This is a genomic window from Cellulosimicrobium sp. TH-20, from assembly GCF_002105775.1.
Classification (GTDB): Bacteria; Actinomycetota; Actinomycetes; order Actinomycetales; family Cellulomonadaceae; genus Cellulosimicrobium; species Cellulosimicrobium funkei.
Map to the genome: position 1 here is coordinate 2,975,344 of NZ_CP020857.1, position 15,261 is coordinate 2,990,604.

Here is a 15,261-nt window from a genome sequence, read left to right on the forward strand (position 1 = left end):
CGAGCGGAGACACCGAGGACACCGAAGACCCCACGACACGAAATCGCTGGACCGCCCGGCAAGCGCCTGACACCGTCGCACGATGACGGACTCCCGCACCGACCACGCCGGCACCGACCAGGAACGCCTCTGGGACGCCGACGCCGCCGCGCGGTACGACACCCCCGACGAGGGCATGTTCGCCCCCGACACCCTCGACCCCGCCGTCGACCGGCTCGCGGCGCTCGCGGGCCCGGGGAGCGCGGTCGAGCTCGCGGTCGGCACGGGCCGGGTCGCGATCCCGCTCGCCGCGCGCGGCGTGCCCGTGACCGGCATCGAGATCTCCCGGCACATGGTCGCCCGGCTGCGCGAGAAGGCCGACGAGAGGACCCTCCCCGTCGTCGTCGGCGACATGGCCACCGCGAGGGTGCCGGGGGAGCACACGCTCGTCTACCTCGTGGACAACACGATCTCCAACCTGCTCACCCCGGACGCCCAGGTCGAGTGCTTCCGCAACGCTGCACGTCATCTCGTCCCAGGAGGTCGGTTCGTCGTCGAGCTCTGGGTCCCCGAGCTGCGCGCCCTGCCGCCGGGGCGCACCGCGACCGTCTGGCTCGCCGAGCCCGGCCACCTCGGCGTCGACACCTACGACGTCCTGCACCAGCGCGTCGTGTCCCACCACGTCCGGTTCGACGACGACGGCCACGCCACCGTGGGCCGCACACCCCACCGGTACGTCTGGCCCCCCGAGCTCGACCTCATGGCCCGCCTCGCCGGCCTCGAGCTCGAGACCCGCCACGCCGGATGGGCGGGGGAGCCGTTCACTGCAGAGTCGCCCTCCCACGTGTCCGTGTACCGGCGCCCACCCCGACCAGCCCCCGCGACGTGATATCCATCCTCGATGGACCTGTCCCGCCGCCGGACCCGACCCGTCCTCCTCGTCGGCGCCGCGCTCCTGGCCCTCGCCGCCTGCTCCGGGCCCGTGACACCCCAGGACCTCGTCACCCGCCTCGCCGACCCAGCCACCCCTGACGACGACCTCGCCGACACGATGACGCCCGACGAGATGGACCCCGGCACGGCACGACGCCTCGGCGAGCTCGACGGCGCCACCTTCTACGCCGGGTCGGGCACCCGCGACGGGCAGGACGTCGTCTGCCTCGTCATCGTTGTCGAAGGCGACACCCCGGGCGACGACGCCGGAGCCTCCACCTGCGGCCTCGTCACCGACCTCGACGACGGCCACCTCCGCGTGGAGTACGGAGACGCCCAGACCCTCGTCACCGCCACCCTCGTCCCCGACGGGCTCCCCGCCGACCCCGACCTCACCCGGCTCACCCCCAACCTCGCCGCCCAGGTGTCCGACACCGCCTGACCCCACGCGCCACAGCAGGAACGCCCGCGCTCACCCCGCCAACGACGCCTCGACCACAGCCAGGTCCCGCACCGCGAACCGGTGGTGCTCCCACTCCTCCTCCAGGATCACGTGCACGCACGACAACGTCGTCTCCGGATACTCCGGCGACCACGGGTTGCGACGCACCACCCGCAACGACTCCGGAGTTACCCCCGCCAGGAAGTCCCGCACCATCGCCACCCGGCCCGCCCGCGCCTCCAGCACCTCCCCGAACGACGGAGTCCCCACAGCGAACAGCGACAGGTCCAACCCGTCCTCCGCCGCCTGGGGGCCCGGCTGCCCCAGAGGATGGAACGGCTGCTCCACCCCCAGCACCGCACGCCCCAGCCACGCGTCCGTCGCCAGCACCAGGTGCCGCACCGTCTGCGCGAACGACCACTCACCGCCCACCGACACGTCCACGGCGCTCACAGGCAGCGCCGCCACCCGCTCCAGCGTCGCCACCCACGTGGACTCCAGCGCCGCCCACGCCACCCGCAGACCCTCCGGATCCGCCGCCCGCCGCAGCTCCCGGCCCGGGAACCGCCGGTCCAGCTCCGCCTCCACGAACCCCCGCACGTCCACCCCGTTCACCAGCACCGGAGCATCCCCGTCCGACAACCACGGCGCGTCGACGTCCAGACCCTCCACCTGCGCACCCCGCACCACGACCCCCGACAGGTCCGGCTCCACGAACCGCGCGCCCCGCAGGTCCACACCCTCGAACGTCGCACCCCGCAGATCGTCAGAACGGGTGAACCGGACCATGAGCGCCTCCTCGAGAACGGCCCGCCCGACAGGACACGCCAGACCCGGGGGAGAGGACCCATCGCGCCGACGACACGGCACGAGGGTCCCAGCCCGGGGGAGAGGCGCCAGCACCTCCCGGACGGACGACGAACGGGGACGTTCGCACCGTACGCCGCCCGGCCCTCGCCCCACCAGAGCACCCCCGGCCGCCAGCCCCGCGCGCTCCCAGGGCTGATGCCCCGACACCGGGCCGGGGGAGCATCGCACCATGCCGATCCTGCCCACCGACCGAGACCCCCGCCTCGTCACCATCCGACGCGGAGGCACCCTCACCGACGAGCACCACCACCAGATCGCCCGGTGGGCCGTCGACTGCGCCGAGCACGTCCTGCCGATCTTCGAACGCGCACGACCCGACGACACCCGACCCCGGGACGCCCTCGACGTCGCCCGCGCCTGGATCCGCGGCGACGTCCCCATGAAGACCGCCCACACCACCGCCTTCGTCGCCAACGCCGCCGGCCGCGACCAGGCCGCACCCGTCAAGTACGCGGCGCTCGCGGCCGGTCAGGCCGTCGCCGTGGCGCACGTCGCCGCTCACGGGCTGGGCGCGGCGGCGTACGCGATCCGCGCGGCTGCCGCGGACGCCGCAGCACGGGGGGAGGACGCCGAGGCGGCGCGCCTCGCGGAACGGGACCGGCAGCGCGGGCGCATCCCGGCCGAGCTGCGCGAGCTCGTGCTCGACGACCAGCGGCGTCGCAGCGCGATCTGCTGGCACGTGTTCGACGACTGACCCCGGGCCCGGCTCGGACGGGGCGACCAGAAGGGCGCGGGACACGAGCGCCCGAGCGCCTCAGCCCAGGAGGTCCTCGTACGCGACGAGGGGGATTCGGCCGTCCGCCGCGGCGGTGACCTGCTCGTCACCGGCCACGAGGACGTCGGCCTGGAGCGTCGCGACCGCGACGTACTCGGCGACCGCCGTGTCGTCGGCGTCGAGCTCGCGCGCGATGCGGAACGCCGTCGCGCGCGAGACCCGATCGCCGAGCAGGCGGATCCGCAGCGAGGCGACACCTTCGAGACGCTCGCGCGCTGTCTTCTCGTCGAGGGCGCCGCGCCGCACGTCCTGGTACAGCATCGACAGCGCGTGGCTGCGCAGGACGGACGGCCCGACGAGCGGGCGGCGCGACCCGAGGGTCACGTCGTCGAGCACGAGACGCAGCGCGGTGACCGCGTCGATCGCGCAGCGGGTGGACGGTTCCAGGCCGGCGGATCCCATGCGGCCAGTACACACCCGAGGACCCGCGCGGGCCGTACGACGCGACAGGGTTCCATGCACGCACCAGTCGACATGCTGGCAGGCAGGCCTCGAGATGAACAGGCCGCGGTCGGCGGGGGAGAGGTCGCTCGGGGGGTTCTCTGAGCGGAGGCGGAGGGAGAGACCCGGGCGACGGAGGGGCGTGTCGTCGTGCAGCGCTCCACCAGGCAGCACGCGCGTCCTGGCAAGCAGGTCGACGTGCTGCTCGGAGGATCAGGCCCGAACGCCGTGCCTGGTTCCGGATCGGTCGCGGAGTCACCGGTGGACGGTACGTTCAGGCGCATGGACGGCGTCGGCCGCAGTGAGCGGCGAGTTCTCGGCAGTGCCTTGGAGTCGCAGCGCCTGTTCGACGAGGCAGCCATGGAACTGCTCGGCGAACTGAAATCTCGGAAGATCACGGTCGCGACCATCGACGACGTCCTCCTCGACGAGGAGAACGTCGAGGCGCTAGCGCCGTTGCTCCTCGCGCACGTCTTTTCTGCTCGATATCCTCCGCTCGTCCAGGTGCTCATCGACAAGGTCGCCGTGCCGCAGGCTGCGAACCATGCCGTTCCGCAGCTCGCCTTCTTCATTCGCCGCGTTCCTGCCGACTATCGCGATCCCGTCGAGGCCGAGATGGTGCACGAGGGCGGCCCGACGTGGCAGGAGCGAATCCGCGAGTATGTCGGCTCAGCCCTGGGTCGGCTGGTCACACCGAACTGGACCGACGTGTTCCTCGACCTCGCGGGCGACCACGAACTCGGAGGCTCTCGGTTCGAGATCATCCGCAACCTGTCAAAGCTGCGCGACGAAGGAGTGCCTGAGGTTCTGCTGAAGCTGCTCGAAGACCGGAGCGTCGGTGTTTTCGCTGCGGAAGCTCTTGGCGAGATGCGGTGCCGCCAGGCAAGGTCAGCGCTCAGCAAGTTGGCGCTCACAGGGGACTGGGCCTCGCGGCGTGCGGCGGCGTCAGCATTGTGGAGAATCTCGGTCCAGGGGCGTGGTGCTCGAGATCAACCTCCGAGGAATCGGGTCTGACCTCGTGGTGTCGAACTCCTGATGGCCGCAGCCGGGTACGGCGCGTCAGGCAAGGTCCAGGTTCACCACGTCCGTAGCCAGAAGCCGGCGTCAGCGTTGCGCGAGATCCCGGTCCAGGGAGATGGCGCTCGAGATCGACCTCCAAGGGTTCCTGCGACGAGATGGCAGAGTCGCACGGCAACGGCAGACCCAGGACACCGGGGATGCGTTGTGCTGGGTGGCCGGGATGTGGATCGCGTCCACGCGCGGACTCCTACGGATACACCTCGTTGCGAGGCGCGCCGATAATGTACATTATGTCATTTCGCCGGAACGAAGCGCCCTCCAGCGCATCACGAGGCGCCCTGGTGGACTCCCCTTCGACATGAGCACGACGACGTACGCACCGCAGCGTCTCGCCCCCGCCAGCCGCGGCGCCGATCCCCGAGCGACTGACCGCGCGGCGCGATCCCTGCGGCGTGCGTCACGGACCGGCATCGACACGACGATCGCACCAGCGTCCTCGGGTTCCGTCTCGGCGGCTTTCGGCTCGGCGACGTCGGTGTTCGCGGCCCCCGCACCGGACGCCCGTCGGTCTGGACGCGTCCTGACGACGTGCGCGACGCTCGTCTGGTTGCCCGTGCTCGTCCTGACCGTCCTGGCGTTCCTCGTCATCGGCGCCGCCGGTGGCCTCGCGGCGGCCGGCGTGTGGACCTGGCGCACGGTGTCCCCCGTGCGGGCTCGACCCACGGACCCCGCCGACGAGCCTGCCGACCGACCGCCGTCCGCGAGCTCGCCGCGACCCGTCGCAGCGCCGCGCACCCGACGGGTGGTTCGGGACCGCACCATCGGCTACGATGCCTAGAATCGGACATAGGCCCCAAACCATTGTGTTTAGGTCAACACCATGGTGACGCGCAAGTGCGCGCGGTGACCGCGCATCGGATCATCGCCGCTGCTCGGGCCGCCCTCCCGCTGCCGAGTGTGCCCGAGTCATCAATCTCCGCCCCAGGCGCCGCTCCCCCTGCGTCAGGGTGCACGCCGTCCGCCGCGACGCTCCCCTCGGCATCACCGTCCTCCGGGCCGTGTGCCACCCTGTCCCGGTGCCCGACGCTCCCCGACCACTCCTCGCTCCCCCGCTGCCCGACCTCGTCGGTGTGCGCGAACGCACCGTGCACGTCGTGACCCACCCGGAGGCGACGCACCACGTCGACGGACTCGTCGGCGGCCAGCACGACTCCGACCTCACGCCCGCCGGGCTGCGGCAGGCGCACCTCGTCGCGGCGGCGCTGCGCGCGCGTGTCCCGGCCGGTGCGAGCACGGACGTCGTCACGTCCGACCTCCTGCGCACGCGCCGCACCGCGACCGCGGTCGCCGACGCGCTCGGCACGGCGGTGCGCCTCGACCCGCGGCTGCGCGAGGCGTCCTACGGCGAGGCAGGCGGTCGCCCCCAGGCGTGGCTCGACGCACGGTTCGTCCCGCCGCCCGCGACGGGCGACCGCTTGCGGCACGACGTCGGTGTCGCCGGCGCCGAGACCCGCCTCGACGTCGCGCTGCGCGTGTACGCGGCGACGACGGACCTCCTGCGCCGGGACGTGGACCACCAGGTCGTCGTGACGCACGGCTTCGCCGCCACGTTCGTCGTCGCGGCCTGGATCGGCATGCCCGTCGACGCCGCGGGGCACGTCGCCTTCCCGGTGCCCTCGGGCAGCATCACGACGCTGCGCGAGGACGGCTACTTCCACAATCGCGCCGTCGTCGCCCTGGGCGACGTCGCGCACCTCGCCGCGGGCACCGAGGCGCGCGGCTGACGACCACGAGAGCGTCGGTGCAGGTCAGCGCGCCGCAGGCGGGCAGCGCTGTGGGTGGCGCGTCCTAGGCTGACGGCGACCCGTCCCCCAGGAGGCCCGCACCATGGTCGCCCCGCCCCGCCTCGAGCGGATCACCGTCGCCGAGGCAGCCGACCGCTATCTCGCGTCCGTCGCCGCGCAGACCCTGCGCGGCATCCTGTCCCCCACGACGCGCCGCAGCTACGAGCGGGACGTCGCGGAGTTCGCGCGCCTCGCGGGACCCGCCCGGGTCCTGGACGACGTCACGGGCGAGGACGTCGACGACGTGCTGCTGCGCTACCAAACCACGCCCGACGGCCGGTACGCCGACGCGTCGCGCAAGCCCGGCAGCACGGGCCGCTCGGCAGCGACGGTGAACCGGTTCCGGCAGTCGGTGACGCGCTTCTTCGCGCACGCCGCGCGCGAGGGCTGGGTGCAGGCCGACCCGATGCAGTGGGCCGCTCCCCCGGCCCGCCTGCGCGACGGGCTGCGCGTCGCGCGCACCGCGCTGTCCGCGGGCTCGGCGGCGTCGCTGCTCGAGGTGTCCGCCGCCCGCGCGCCCGGGGAGCCCGCCGTCTCGCGCCGCGACCAGGACCTCCAGCTCCGCGACCGCCTCGTCGTCGCGCTCCTCCTCGTCCTCGGCCCGCGCGTGTCCGAGCTCGAGCGGGCGAACCTCGACGACTTCTCCCGCGAGCCGGACCAGACGCGGTGGCGCATCCAGGGCAAGGGCGGCCACGTCCGCACCGTCACGCTCTCTCCCCCGCTCGCGGACGCGCTCGAGGAGTACCTCGCGCGCCTGCGCCCGACGCTCCTCGCCCGCCGGCCCGACGACCCGGACGCGCAGCGCGCCCTCCTGCTGTCATGGCGAGGCCGCCGGATCGACGCCCAGGCCGTGCGCGGGCTGCTGCGGCGCTGCGTCGAGCGCATGCCCGCGCAGTACCGCCGCGAGGCGACGCCGCACGCGCTGCGCCACACGACCGCGACGCTGCTCGCCGCGGAGGGCTGGGACGTCAAGGTCGTCGCGGAGCTCCTCGGGCACGCGTCCATCGCGACCACCGGCGTCTACCTCGACCGCATCGAGGGCGAGCTCGCGGCCGCGATCCGGGCCCACCCGCTCTCCGCGGCGCTCGAACCCAGCGAGGCCTGACCGCCCCGTACGCGGGCGTGCCCTCAGGGGCGCTGACACCCGGCCGGGCGGGGCGTAGCGTCACAGGCATGGCCCCGCTCCACCGGGTGGAGCTCGTCCCCGACGACGAGCCCGCGCCGGGCGGGCGCGGCACACCCGCGGAGGGGGCACCCGGGCGCGCGGCCCCTGCCCGACGACGCGCCCTCCTCGCGCGCGTCGGAGCGCCCCTGCTCGCGCTCGCCGTCGCGCTCGGCGCCGTCGGCTCGTGGCGCGCCTCGACGGCGGAGCAGGCCCGCCTCGCCCACCCCGGCGCCGTCCGCTCGCTCGCCGTGCCCCCGGCCCCCGCCTGGTCCGCGGACGCCGCCACCCCGCGCGTCGCCGTCGTCGACGAGGTGGTCGTCACGATTACCGCCGCCGGGGTCGAAGGGCGCGACGCCGCCTCGGGCGACCGGCGCTGGCTCGCTCTCGACGCCACCGCCACGTGCGGACCGACCCCCGACGAGTCGGCGGGCCCGGTGACCGACGTGCTCGTGTGCCTCACGGGACCCGCGCTCGCCCCGGTCGCGCACGTCGTCGGCCCCGACGGCCCGGTCACCGGGCCGGTGCCGCTGGGCGACACGCTCGGCCGCGCGGTCCCCGCGCCCGACGGGACCGTGCTGCGGTGGGCCCGCACCGGTGGGGTCGTGCACCTCGCGCTCCAGGACGCCCGCACGGCGCGCGTGCGCTGGCGGCACGACGTCCCGCCCGACGACGCGGAACGCACCCCGATGTGCCGGCCCCAGGTCGCCGGGCAGGCCGCCGCCACCGTCGAGGACGGCCTGCTCGTCGTGCGGGGCTGTCGCGTCAGCGCCGTCCTCACCGCTGGGGGTACCCGTCTCGACGCGCCAGGCCCGGCCGTCACGACCGACGTCGTCCCGTTGCCCGACGGGACGTTCCTGCGCACCCGCGTGCTGCCGCCGGGGCGGGAGGCGACGACCGAGCGCGTCGCCCCGGACGCGGCGGTGCTCGCCGCCGTCGACGGTCGGCTCCTGCGGCCGCTCGTCGGCCCCGAGGACGACGCGGCCCCGTGGCTGGTCGCCACCGCCGACGGCGTGCGCGCCCTCGCGGCCGCGGACGGCACCGGCGACGGGCTGCGCGAGCGGTGGCGCCTCGCACAGCCCGTCGCCCAGGTCGTCGCGCTCGCCGCCGACCGCGCTGTCGTCGTCACCGGTGAGCGCGTCGTCGCCCTGGACGCGCGCTCGGGCGAGCCCGTGTGGTCGTGGCCGCGCAGCTCCCCCGCCGGTCGCCCTGCCGCGCCGGGCGTCGTCACGGCGCCCGGGAGCACCACCACGACGGCGGACGACGGCCCGGGCACCACGGGCGTCCGGGTCGATCTCACCCGGGGCGTCGCGGCCGCGTTCACCGACGGCGCCACGCTCGCCCTGGTCGTCTCCGACGGCTCGTCGCGGCGCTCGCGGACGGTCGCCCTCTCCCTCGAGGACGGGGACGTGCGCTGGGACGTCGTCGGCGACGGCGACCCGTCGGGGTTCACCGCCCTGGCGGGGCACGTGGGGCACGTGGACGCAGGGTCGTCGCGCGTCGTCGTGCTGGAGCGACGTCCGCGCGGTCGGAGGCGTCCGCGTGCGAGAGGGCGCCGAGGGCGAGAACCTGTCGGGAGACCGGCGCAGCCGTCCGGGCCGCCGGACCGAGGTGAAGGAGGCCGTCGTGCCGAAGCGTGACCCGGGTCCGAGCGTGAAGGACCCCGACCTGTACGAGAAGCTGCGGGACGAGGGCGACTCGAAGGAGAAGGCGGCCCGCATCGCGAACGCCGCGGCGGGCTCGTCGCGCACGAGCGTGGGCCGTAAGGGCGGCAAGGCCGGCGACTACGAGGACTGGACCGTCGAGAAGCTGCGCAAGCGCGCCGCGGAGATCGGCATCGAGGGGCGGTCCTCCATGCGCAAGGCGGAGCTGGTCCGCGCGCTGCGCTCGCACTGAGGACGCACCGCGGACAGCCCAGGGACGCACCGCGGACAGCCCGGGGACGCGCCGGGGACGGCCCGTGCGGGATCTCACCCGCGGCGCGACCGTCTTCCGGTCGCGCCCGGGGTGCCGCCCGCTACGGTGAGTGCGTGCACCTGTCCGCCGACTCCGCCCTGCGCACCGCCCGCCGTCTGCTCTCCCGTGCGCTCGTGGTCGCCGTCGCGGCGCCCGTGACGGTCGCGGGCGTGCTCGTCACCGCGGACGCGATCCGCAAGCGCCGCAACGCCACCGAGGCGTCGTTCCCGCGCTCGGCCCCCGCCGACGTCGAGGTCGCGGGCACCACGACGACCGTCTTCACGTACGGCGAGGACGTGTACCGGGAGATGCTCGGCGCGATCCGCGGTGCGCGGCGCCGCATCCTGCTCGAGACGTACATCTGGAAGGCCGACGCGCTCGGTGAGGAGTTCAAGCAGGCGCTCGTCGAGGCGAGCGAGCGCGGCGTCGAGGTGTTCGTCGTGTACGACGGCTTCGCGAACCTCGTCGTCCCGCAGGCGTTCTTCGACCTGCCCGAGCCGATCCACGTCATCCGGTACCCGGTGTTCCGCCCGGGCGTGCTCATGCTCAACGTGCGCAAGTCCGGCCGCGACCACCGCAAGATCCTCGTCGTCGACGACGAGATCGCCTTCGTGGGCGGGTACAACATCGGCGCCCTGTACGCGACGCAGTGGCGCGACACGCACGTGCGCCTCGTGGGACCGAGCGCGTGGGAGCTGCGCAACGCGTTCGTCGACTTCTGGAACGCGAACCGCGCGTCGGACCAGCCGCTGCTCGCCGACCCGGGGTCGGTGCACTGGGAGCCGCGGCTGCGCGCGGCCCGCAACGCACCGGCGCACCTGGTGTTCCCGATCCGCGGGATCTACCTCGACGCGATCGACCGCGCGAGCTCGCACGTCTACATCACGCAGGCGTACTTCATCCCCGACCGGGAGATCCTGGCCGCGCTGCTCGCGGCCGCGGCGCGCGGCGTCGACGTGCGGGTCCTCGTGCCCGAGCGCTCGAACCACGTGCTCGCGGACTGGCTGTCGCGCGGCCTGTACACGGCGCTGCTCAAGGGCGGGGTCCGCATCCACCTGTACCGCAACGCCATGGTGCACGCGAAGACCGCGACCATCGACGGCGCGTGGACCACGATCGGCACGGCGAACATCGACAGGCTGTCCCTCACGGGGAACTACGAGGTGAACCTCGAGATCACGGACCCGGGAGTGGCCGAGCAGATGGAGAAGGTCTTCGAGGTCGACCTGTCGAACTCGCGCGAGCTGACGCTCGACGAGTGGGACTCCCGCTCGGTGGCGGCGAAGCTCAGCGAGATCGTCCTCACTCCCCTGCGCCCGCTGCTCTAGCAGCACCACCGTCGCCGCCGCCGGAGGGCGACGACGACGGCGGGCGGGGTCCGCGGCTCAGCGGGCCGGGTCGGAGCGCAGCACGTCGGCCGCCTCCTCCTCCGGCCGCGGCGGCACGGTCTCGTCGGTCTCGAGCAGCGCGACCTCCCCGAACTCGGGGTGCTCGTCGCGCAGCTCGCGCGCGACGACCCCGGCCGCGCCGTCCAGGGCGCCCGCGGCGACGTCGATCGACTCCCCGGTCGCCAGGGGTCGGTACTCGTACGTGCCGCCGGTGCGCTGCTCCCCCAGGAGCCGGTTCACGAGGCCGTGCCCGACGTCCGACAGCAGCGCGTCGTGCACCGGCACCACGACCCGCGGGTCGAGCGCGCGCACGAAGTCGATCGTCTCGGCGAGCTTGAGCCACGGCGCCGAGACGGGCGCGAGCAGCACGTCGAGCCGCTGCCCGCCCAGCACGCCCGCGTCCGGGGCGTCGAACGAGTCGCCTGGGTGCAGGAGCGTCGCCCCGTCCCCGCGCACGAGGTACGTGACGTTCGCGATCCGCGGGACGTCCGGGTGAATCACCGCGTGCCGGCCGCCGCCCACCCCGACCTCCAGGCCGCCGAGGTCCAGGCCGTCCCCCGGCGCGACGACGTGCACGCGCGACGCCGCGCCGTCGGGCAGCGCGGGACGCACCGCGGCGGCCACCTCCTCGGGCGCCCACACCGTGAGCTCCGGCCGGGCCGCGAGGGCGTCGCCGAGGGCGCCGGTGTCCACGTGGTCGGGGTGCTGGTGGGTGAGGAGCACCGTGCCGGCGTCCGCCAGCGCGGCCGCGGCGTCGCTGAACGTGCCTGGGTCGATGGCGACGACCTGACCGCCGTGGCGCACCGTGACGCACGCGTGCCCGTGGAACGTGACCTGCATGGAACCTCCTCGAGTCGTCCTTACCCGCCCCGCCCGTGCGGGGCCCGGCCCCTCAGCCCACCACGAGGACGAGGTCGCCGCCCTCCAGCTGCTGCACCGCGCCGATCGCGACCCGCTGGACCGTGCCCGCGACGGGCGTCGTGATCGCCGCCTCCATCTTCATCGCCTCGACGGTCGCGACCGTCTGCCCCGCCTCGACGACGTCGCCCACGACGACGACCGGCGTCACCGCACCCGCGAACGGCGCCGCGACCTGGCCCGGCTGGGTCGGGTCCGCCTTCTCCGCGGTGCGCGCGTCCACGTCCACCGCGCGGTCGCGCACCTGGATCGGGCGCAGCTGGCCGTTGAGGGTGAACATCACCGTGCGCATCCCGCGCTCGTCGGGCGTGCCGATCGCCTCGAGGCCCACGAGCAGGCGCACGCCCTTGCCGAGCGCGACCGCGACCTCCTGGCCCGGCTCCAGCCCGTACAGGTACGTGGGGGTGTCGAGCACCGACACGTCCCCGTACGCCTGGCGCACCTGCTCGAACTCCTTCGTCGGCCCCGCGAAGAGCAGGTGGTTGAGCCGACGACGGCGCACCTCGCCCTCCTGCGCGAGCTCCGCCTCGTCCTCGGCCGAGAGCGGCGTGACCCCCGCGCGCGCCGCACGGCCGGCGAGCGCGCGCGACCGGAACGGCTCCGGCCAGCCACCGGGTGGGTCGCCCAGCTCGCCGCCCAGGAACCCGACCACGGAGTCCGGGATGTCGAACGACTGCGGGTCCGCCGCGAACTCCGCCGGGTCCGCGCCCGCCGCCACGAGGTGCAGCGCGAGGTCGCCCACGACCTTCGACGACGGCGTCACCTTCACCAGCCGCCCCAGGATCCGGTCCGCGGCCGCGTACATCGCCTCGATCTGCTCGAACCGGTCCCCCAGACCCAGCGCGATCGCCTGCTGACGCAGGTTCGACAGCTGACCGCCCGGGATCTCGTGCTCGTACACGCGCCCCGTCGGCCCGGGCAGACCCGACTCGAACGGCGCGTACACGCGGCGCACCGCCTCCCAGTACGGCTCGAGGTCCGCGACCGCCGGCAGCGACAGCCCGGTGTCGCGCTCGGTGTGCTCCAGCGCGGCGACCAGCGCCGACAGCGGCGGCTGGCTCGTCGTCCCCGCCATCGCGGCGCTCGCGGCGTCGACCGCGTCGACGCCCGCCGCGGCGGCGGCGAGCAGCGTGGCCATCTGACCGCCGGACGTGTCGTGGGTGTGCAGGTGCACCGGCAGGTCGAACCGTTCGCGCAGCGCGGTCACGAGCCGGCTCGCGGCGGCGGGGCGCAGCAGCCCGGCCATGTCCTTGATCGCGAGGACGTGCGCACCGGCGTCGACGATGCGGTCCGCGAGGCGCAGGTAGTAGTCGAGCGTGTACAGGTCCTCGGCCGGGTCGAGCAGGTTGCCCGTGTAGCACAGCGCGACCTCCGCGACCGTCGTGCCGGTCGCGCGCACGGCCTCGATCGCCGGACGCATCTGGTCGACGTCGTTGAGCGCGTCGAAGATGCGGAACACGTCGATGCCCGTCGCCGCGGCCTCCTCGACGAACGCCTCCGTGACGCGCGTCGGGTACGGCGTGTACCCAACCGTGTTGCGCCCGCGCAGGAGCATCTGGATCGCGAGGTTCGGCATCGCGGCACGCAGGGTCGCGAGCCGCTCCCACGGGTCCTCCCCGAGGAAGCGCAGCGCGACGTCGTACGTCGCCCCGCCCCACGCCTCGACCGACCACAGCTGCGGCGTCGCCCGCGCCACGTACGGAGCGACGGCCGCCAGGTCGTGCGTGCGCACGCGCGTCGCGAGCAGCGACTGGTGCGCGTCGCGGAACGTCGTGTCCGTGACGCGCAGCCGCTGCTCGCCCCGCAGCGCCCGCGCGAACCCCTCCGGGCCGAGCTCGAGGAGCTGCTGGCGCGACCCGGGCGGGGGCTCGACCGTCAGGTCGAACGGCGGCAGCTTCGCCGCCGGGTCGCTCGTGACCCGCGGCTCCCCGTGCGGCCGGTTGACGGTGGTGTCCCCCACGTACGCGAGCAGGCGCGTGCCCCGGTCCGCGCTCTCGCGCGCGGCGAGCAGCTCGGGCCGCTCGTCGATGAACGACGTCGCCACGTTGCCCGCGACGAACTCCGGGTCGGCGAGGACCGCCTGCAGGAACGGGATGTTCGTCCGGATGCCGCGGATGCGGAACTCCGCCAGCGCGCGACGCGCGCGCCGCACCGCCGTCGGGAAGTCCCGCCCCCGGCACGTGAGCTTCACCAGCATCGAGTCGAAGTGGCCCGACACGACCGACCCCGCCGTCGCCGTCGCCCCGTCGAGCCGGACGCCCGCCCCGCCCGGGGACCGGTAGGCGATGATCCGGCCCGTGTCGGGACGGAACCCGTTCGCCGGGTCCTCCGTCGTGATCCGGGTCTGCAGGGCCGCGCCGTTGACGCGCACGTCCTCCTGCCGGATGCCCAGGTCCCCCAGCGTCTCGCCCGCCGCGATCCGCATCTGCGCGGACACCAGGTCGACGTCCGTGACCTCCTCGGTCACCGTGTGCTCCACCTGGATGCGCGGGTTCATCTCGATGAACACGTGCTGCCCCGCACGCTCGCCCACCGTGTCGACGAGGAACTCGACCGTGCCCGCGTTCTGGTACCCGATGTGCCGCGCGAACCGCACCGCGTCCGCGCACAGCGCGTCCCGGACCGCCGGGTCGAGGTTCGGCGCCGGCGCGATCTCGATGACCTTCTGGTGACGACGCTGCAACGAGCAGTCCCGCTCGTACAGGTGCACGACGTTCCCCGCGCCGTCCGCCAGGATCTGCACCTCGATGTGCCGCGGCCGCAGCACCGCCTGCTCCAGGAACACCGTCGGGTCGCCGAATGCGCCGTCCGCCTCGCGCATCGCCGCCGCCAGCGCCTCGGGTAGGTCCTCGCGCACGTCGACGCGCCGCATCCCGCGACCGCCACCACCCGCGACCGCCTTGACGAACACCGGGAACCCGATCTCGTCCGCGGCCGCGACGAGCTCGTCGACGTCCGCCGACGGCTCGCTCGACGCGAGCACCGGCAGGCCCGCCTCGCGCGCCGCCTTGAGCGCCCGCACCTTGTTGCCCGCGAGCTCGAGCACCTCCGGCGGCGGCCCGACGAACGTCAGCCCCGCCTCCGCGCACGCCCGCGCCAGGTCGGGGTTCTCCGAGAGGAACCCGTACCCCGGGTAGACGGCGTCCGCGCCCGCCTCCCGGGCGACGCGCACGATCTCCTCGATGTCCAGGTACGCCCGCACCGGGTGACCGGGCTCCCCGATGAGGTACGCCTCGTCGGCCTTGAGCCGGTGCTCGGAGTTGCGGTCCTCCTGCGGGAACACCGCGACGGTGCGGGCCCCCAGCTCGTAGGCGGCGCGGAACGCCCTGACGGCGATCTCCGCGCGGTTGGCGACCAGGACCTTCGAGAACACCGGCACTCCATCCGTCGAGCGTGGCGGCGTCGTCGGGCCGGGGAGGGCGCCACGCACCGCGTACCGGGCGATCCTCCCACGGCGTCGCCGGACGGGTCACCGCACCCGCTGTGACGAGGTCCACACGCCTCGCGGGGGTGCCCCGGCGCTCGCGGTCGGT

13 protein-coding genes are annotated in these 15,261 nt (G+C 74.4%); 9 read left to right on the plus strand and 4 right to left on the minus strand.

Annotated features, from left to right (window positions below; all coding sequences use genetic code 11):
• The first annotated feature begins 82 nt into the window (after positions 1 to 82).
• Positions 83 to 868 carry a class I SAM-dependent methyltransferase gene (locus B8281_RS13150; protein WP_085387958.1) on the plus strand — a complete coding sequence of 262 codons (786 nt, stop codon included), beginning with the start codon at positions 83 to 85 and terminating at the stop codon, positions 866 to 868.
• Positions 869 to 880: 12 nt separating this feature from the next.
• The gene (locus B8281_RS13155; protein WP_085387959.1) at positions 881 to 1,354 is read left to right on the plus strand and encodes a hypothetical protein; all 474 of its coding nucleotides are present in this window, start codon (positions 881 to 883) and stop codon (positions 1,352 to 1,354) included.
• 30 nt (positions 1,355 to 1,384) lie between these two features.
• Here B8281_RS13155 and B8281_RS13160 read toward each other — a convergent pair whose 3' ends face one another.
• Entirely contained in the window at positions 1,385 to 2,143 is a 759-nt protein-coding gene (locus B8281_RS13160) for a DinB family protein (RefSeq protein ID WP_085387960.1), read from the minus strand.
• Between the two features lie 250 nt (positions 2,144 to 2,393).
• On the opposite strand from B8281_RS13160, the gene B8281_RS13165 reads away from it, so the two are divergent.
• A complete protein-coding gene (locus B8281_RS13165) occupies positions 2,394 to 2,918 on the plus strand; it encodes a putative immunity protein (protein ID WP_034656138.1) in 525 nt (174 codons plus the stop codon).
• Between the two features lie 60 nt (positions 2,919 to 2,978).
• On the opposite strand, the gene B8281_RS13170 is transcribed toward B8281_RS13165, so the two are convergent.
• Positions 2,979 to 3,401 carry a hypothetical protein gene (locus B8281_RS13170; RefSeq protein ID WP_085387961.1) on the minus strand — a complete coding sequence of 141 codons (423 nt, stop codon included), beginning with the start codon at positions 3,399 to 3,401 and terminating at the stop codon, positions 2,979 to 2,981.
• A 321-nt stretch (positions 3,402 to 3,722) separates the two neighbouring features.
• Between B8281_RS13170 and B8281_RS13175 the strand changes: the two genes are divergently transcribed.
• The 6 genes from B8281_RS13175 to B8281_RS13205 all read left to right on the plus strand — a co-directional run bounded on the left by B8281_RS13175 (position 3,723) and on the right by B8281_RS13205 (position 10,750).
• A complete protein-coding gene (locus tag B8281_RS13175; RefSeq protein WP_157446634.1) occupies positions 3,723 to 4,454 on the plus strand; it encodes a HEAT repeat domain-containing protein in 732 nt (243 codons plus the stop codon).
• A gap of 1,082 nt (positions 4,455 to 5,536) precedes the next feature.
• Positions 5,537 to 6,244, plus strand: coding sequence for a histidine phosphatase family protein (locus tag B8281_RS13185; RefSeq protein WP_198163070.1), 708 nt, complete (start codon positions 5,537 to 5,539; stop codon positions 6,242 to 6,244).
• 103 nt (positions 6,245 to 6,347) lie between these two features.
• Positions 6,348 to 7,409, plus strand: a complete 1,062-nt coding sequence (locus B8281_RS13190; protein WP_085387964.1) for a tyrosine-type recombinase/integrase — start codon at positions 6,348 to 6,350, stop codon at positions 7,407 to 7,409.
• 68 nt (positions 7,410 to 7,477) lie between these two features.
• A complete protein-coding gene (locus B8281_RS13195; RefSeq protein ID WP_085387965.1) occupies positions 7,478 to 9,106 on the plus strand; it encodes a hypothetical protein in 1,629 nt (542 codons plus the stop codon).
• Entirely contained in the window at positions 9,093 to 9,362 is a 270-nt protein-coding gene (locus tag B8281_RS13200) for a Rho termination factor N-terminal domain-containing protein (protein ID WP_021482649.1), read from the plus strand. Before B8281_RS13195 ends, B8281_RS13200 begins: the two co-directional genes overlap by 14 nt.
• A gap of 140 nt (positions 9,363 to 9,502) precedes the next feature.
• Positions 9,503 to 10,750, plus strand: a complete 1,248-nt coding sequence (locus B8281_RS13205) for a phosphatidylserine/phosphatidylglycerophosphate/cardiolipin synthase family protein (protein WP_369824973.1) — start codon at positions 9,503 to 9,505, stop codon at positions 10,748 to 10,750.
• Positions 10,751 to 10,807: 57 nt separating this feature from the next.
• Here the strand turns inward: B8281_RS13205 and B8281_RS13210 are convergent, their stop codons facing one another.
• Both B8281_RS13210 and B8281_RS13215 read right to left on the minus strand, forming a co-directional pair.
• Entirely contained in the window at positions 10,808 to 11,650 is an 843-nt protein-coding gene (locus B8281_RS13210) for an MBL fold metallo-hydrolase (RefSeq protein WP_085387967.1), read from the minus strand.
• A gap of 52 nt (positions 11,651 to 11,702) precedes the next feature.
• Positions 11,703 to 15,101 (minus strand): pyruvate carboxylase, encoded by a 3,399-nt coding sequence (locus B8281_RS13215; RefSeq protein ID WP_034656186.1) that lies wholly within the window; start codon positions 15,099 to 15,101, stop codon positions 11,703 to 11,705.
• Positions 15,102 to 15,261: the final 160 nt, after the last annotated feature.

Bases quoted from the DNA above. Each gene is read 5' to 3' on its own strand.
- B8281_RS13170 (WP_085387961.1), bottom strand. From the start codon at position 3,401: ATGGGATCCGCCGGCCTGGAACCGTCCACCCGCTGCGCGATCGACGCG.
- B8281_RS13160 (WP_085387960.1), bottom strand. From the start codon at position 2,143: ATGGTCCGGTTCACCCGTTCTGACGATCTGCGGGGTGCGACGTTCGAG.
- B8281_RS13165 (WP_034656138.1), top strand. From the start codon at position 2,394: ATGCCGATCCTGCCCACCGACCGAGACCCCCGCCTCGTCACCATCCGA.
- B8281_RS13155 (WP_085387959.1), top strand. From the start codon at position 881: ATGGACCTGTCCCGCCGCCGGACCCGACCCGTCCTCCTCGTCGGCGCC.
- B8281_RS13150 (WP_085387958.1), top strand. From the start codon at position 83: ATGACGGACTCCCGCACCGACCACGCCGGCACCGACCAGGAACGCCTC.
- B8281_RS13195 (WP_085387965.1), top strand. From the start codon at position 7,478: ATGGCCCCGCTCCACCGGGTGGAGCTCGTCCCCGACGACGAGCCCGCG.
- B8281_RS13190 (WP_085387964.1), top strand. From the start codon at position 6,348: ATGGTCGCCCCGCCCCGCCTCGAGCGGATCACCGTCGCCGAGGCAGCC.
- B8281_RS13210 (WP_085387967.1), bottom strand. From the start codon at position 11,650: ATGCAGGTCACGTTCCACGGGCACGCGTGCGTCACGGTGCGCCACGGC.
- B8281_RS13175 (WP_157446634.1), top strand. From the start codon at position 3,723: ATGGACGGCGTCGGCCGCAGTGAGCGGCGAGTTCTCGGCAGTGCCTTG.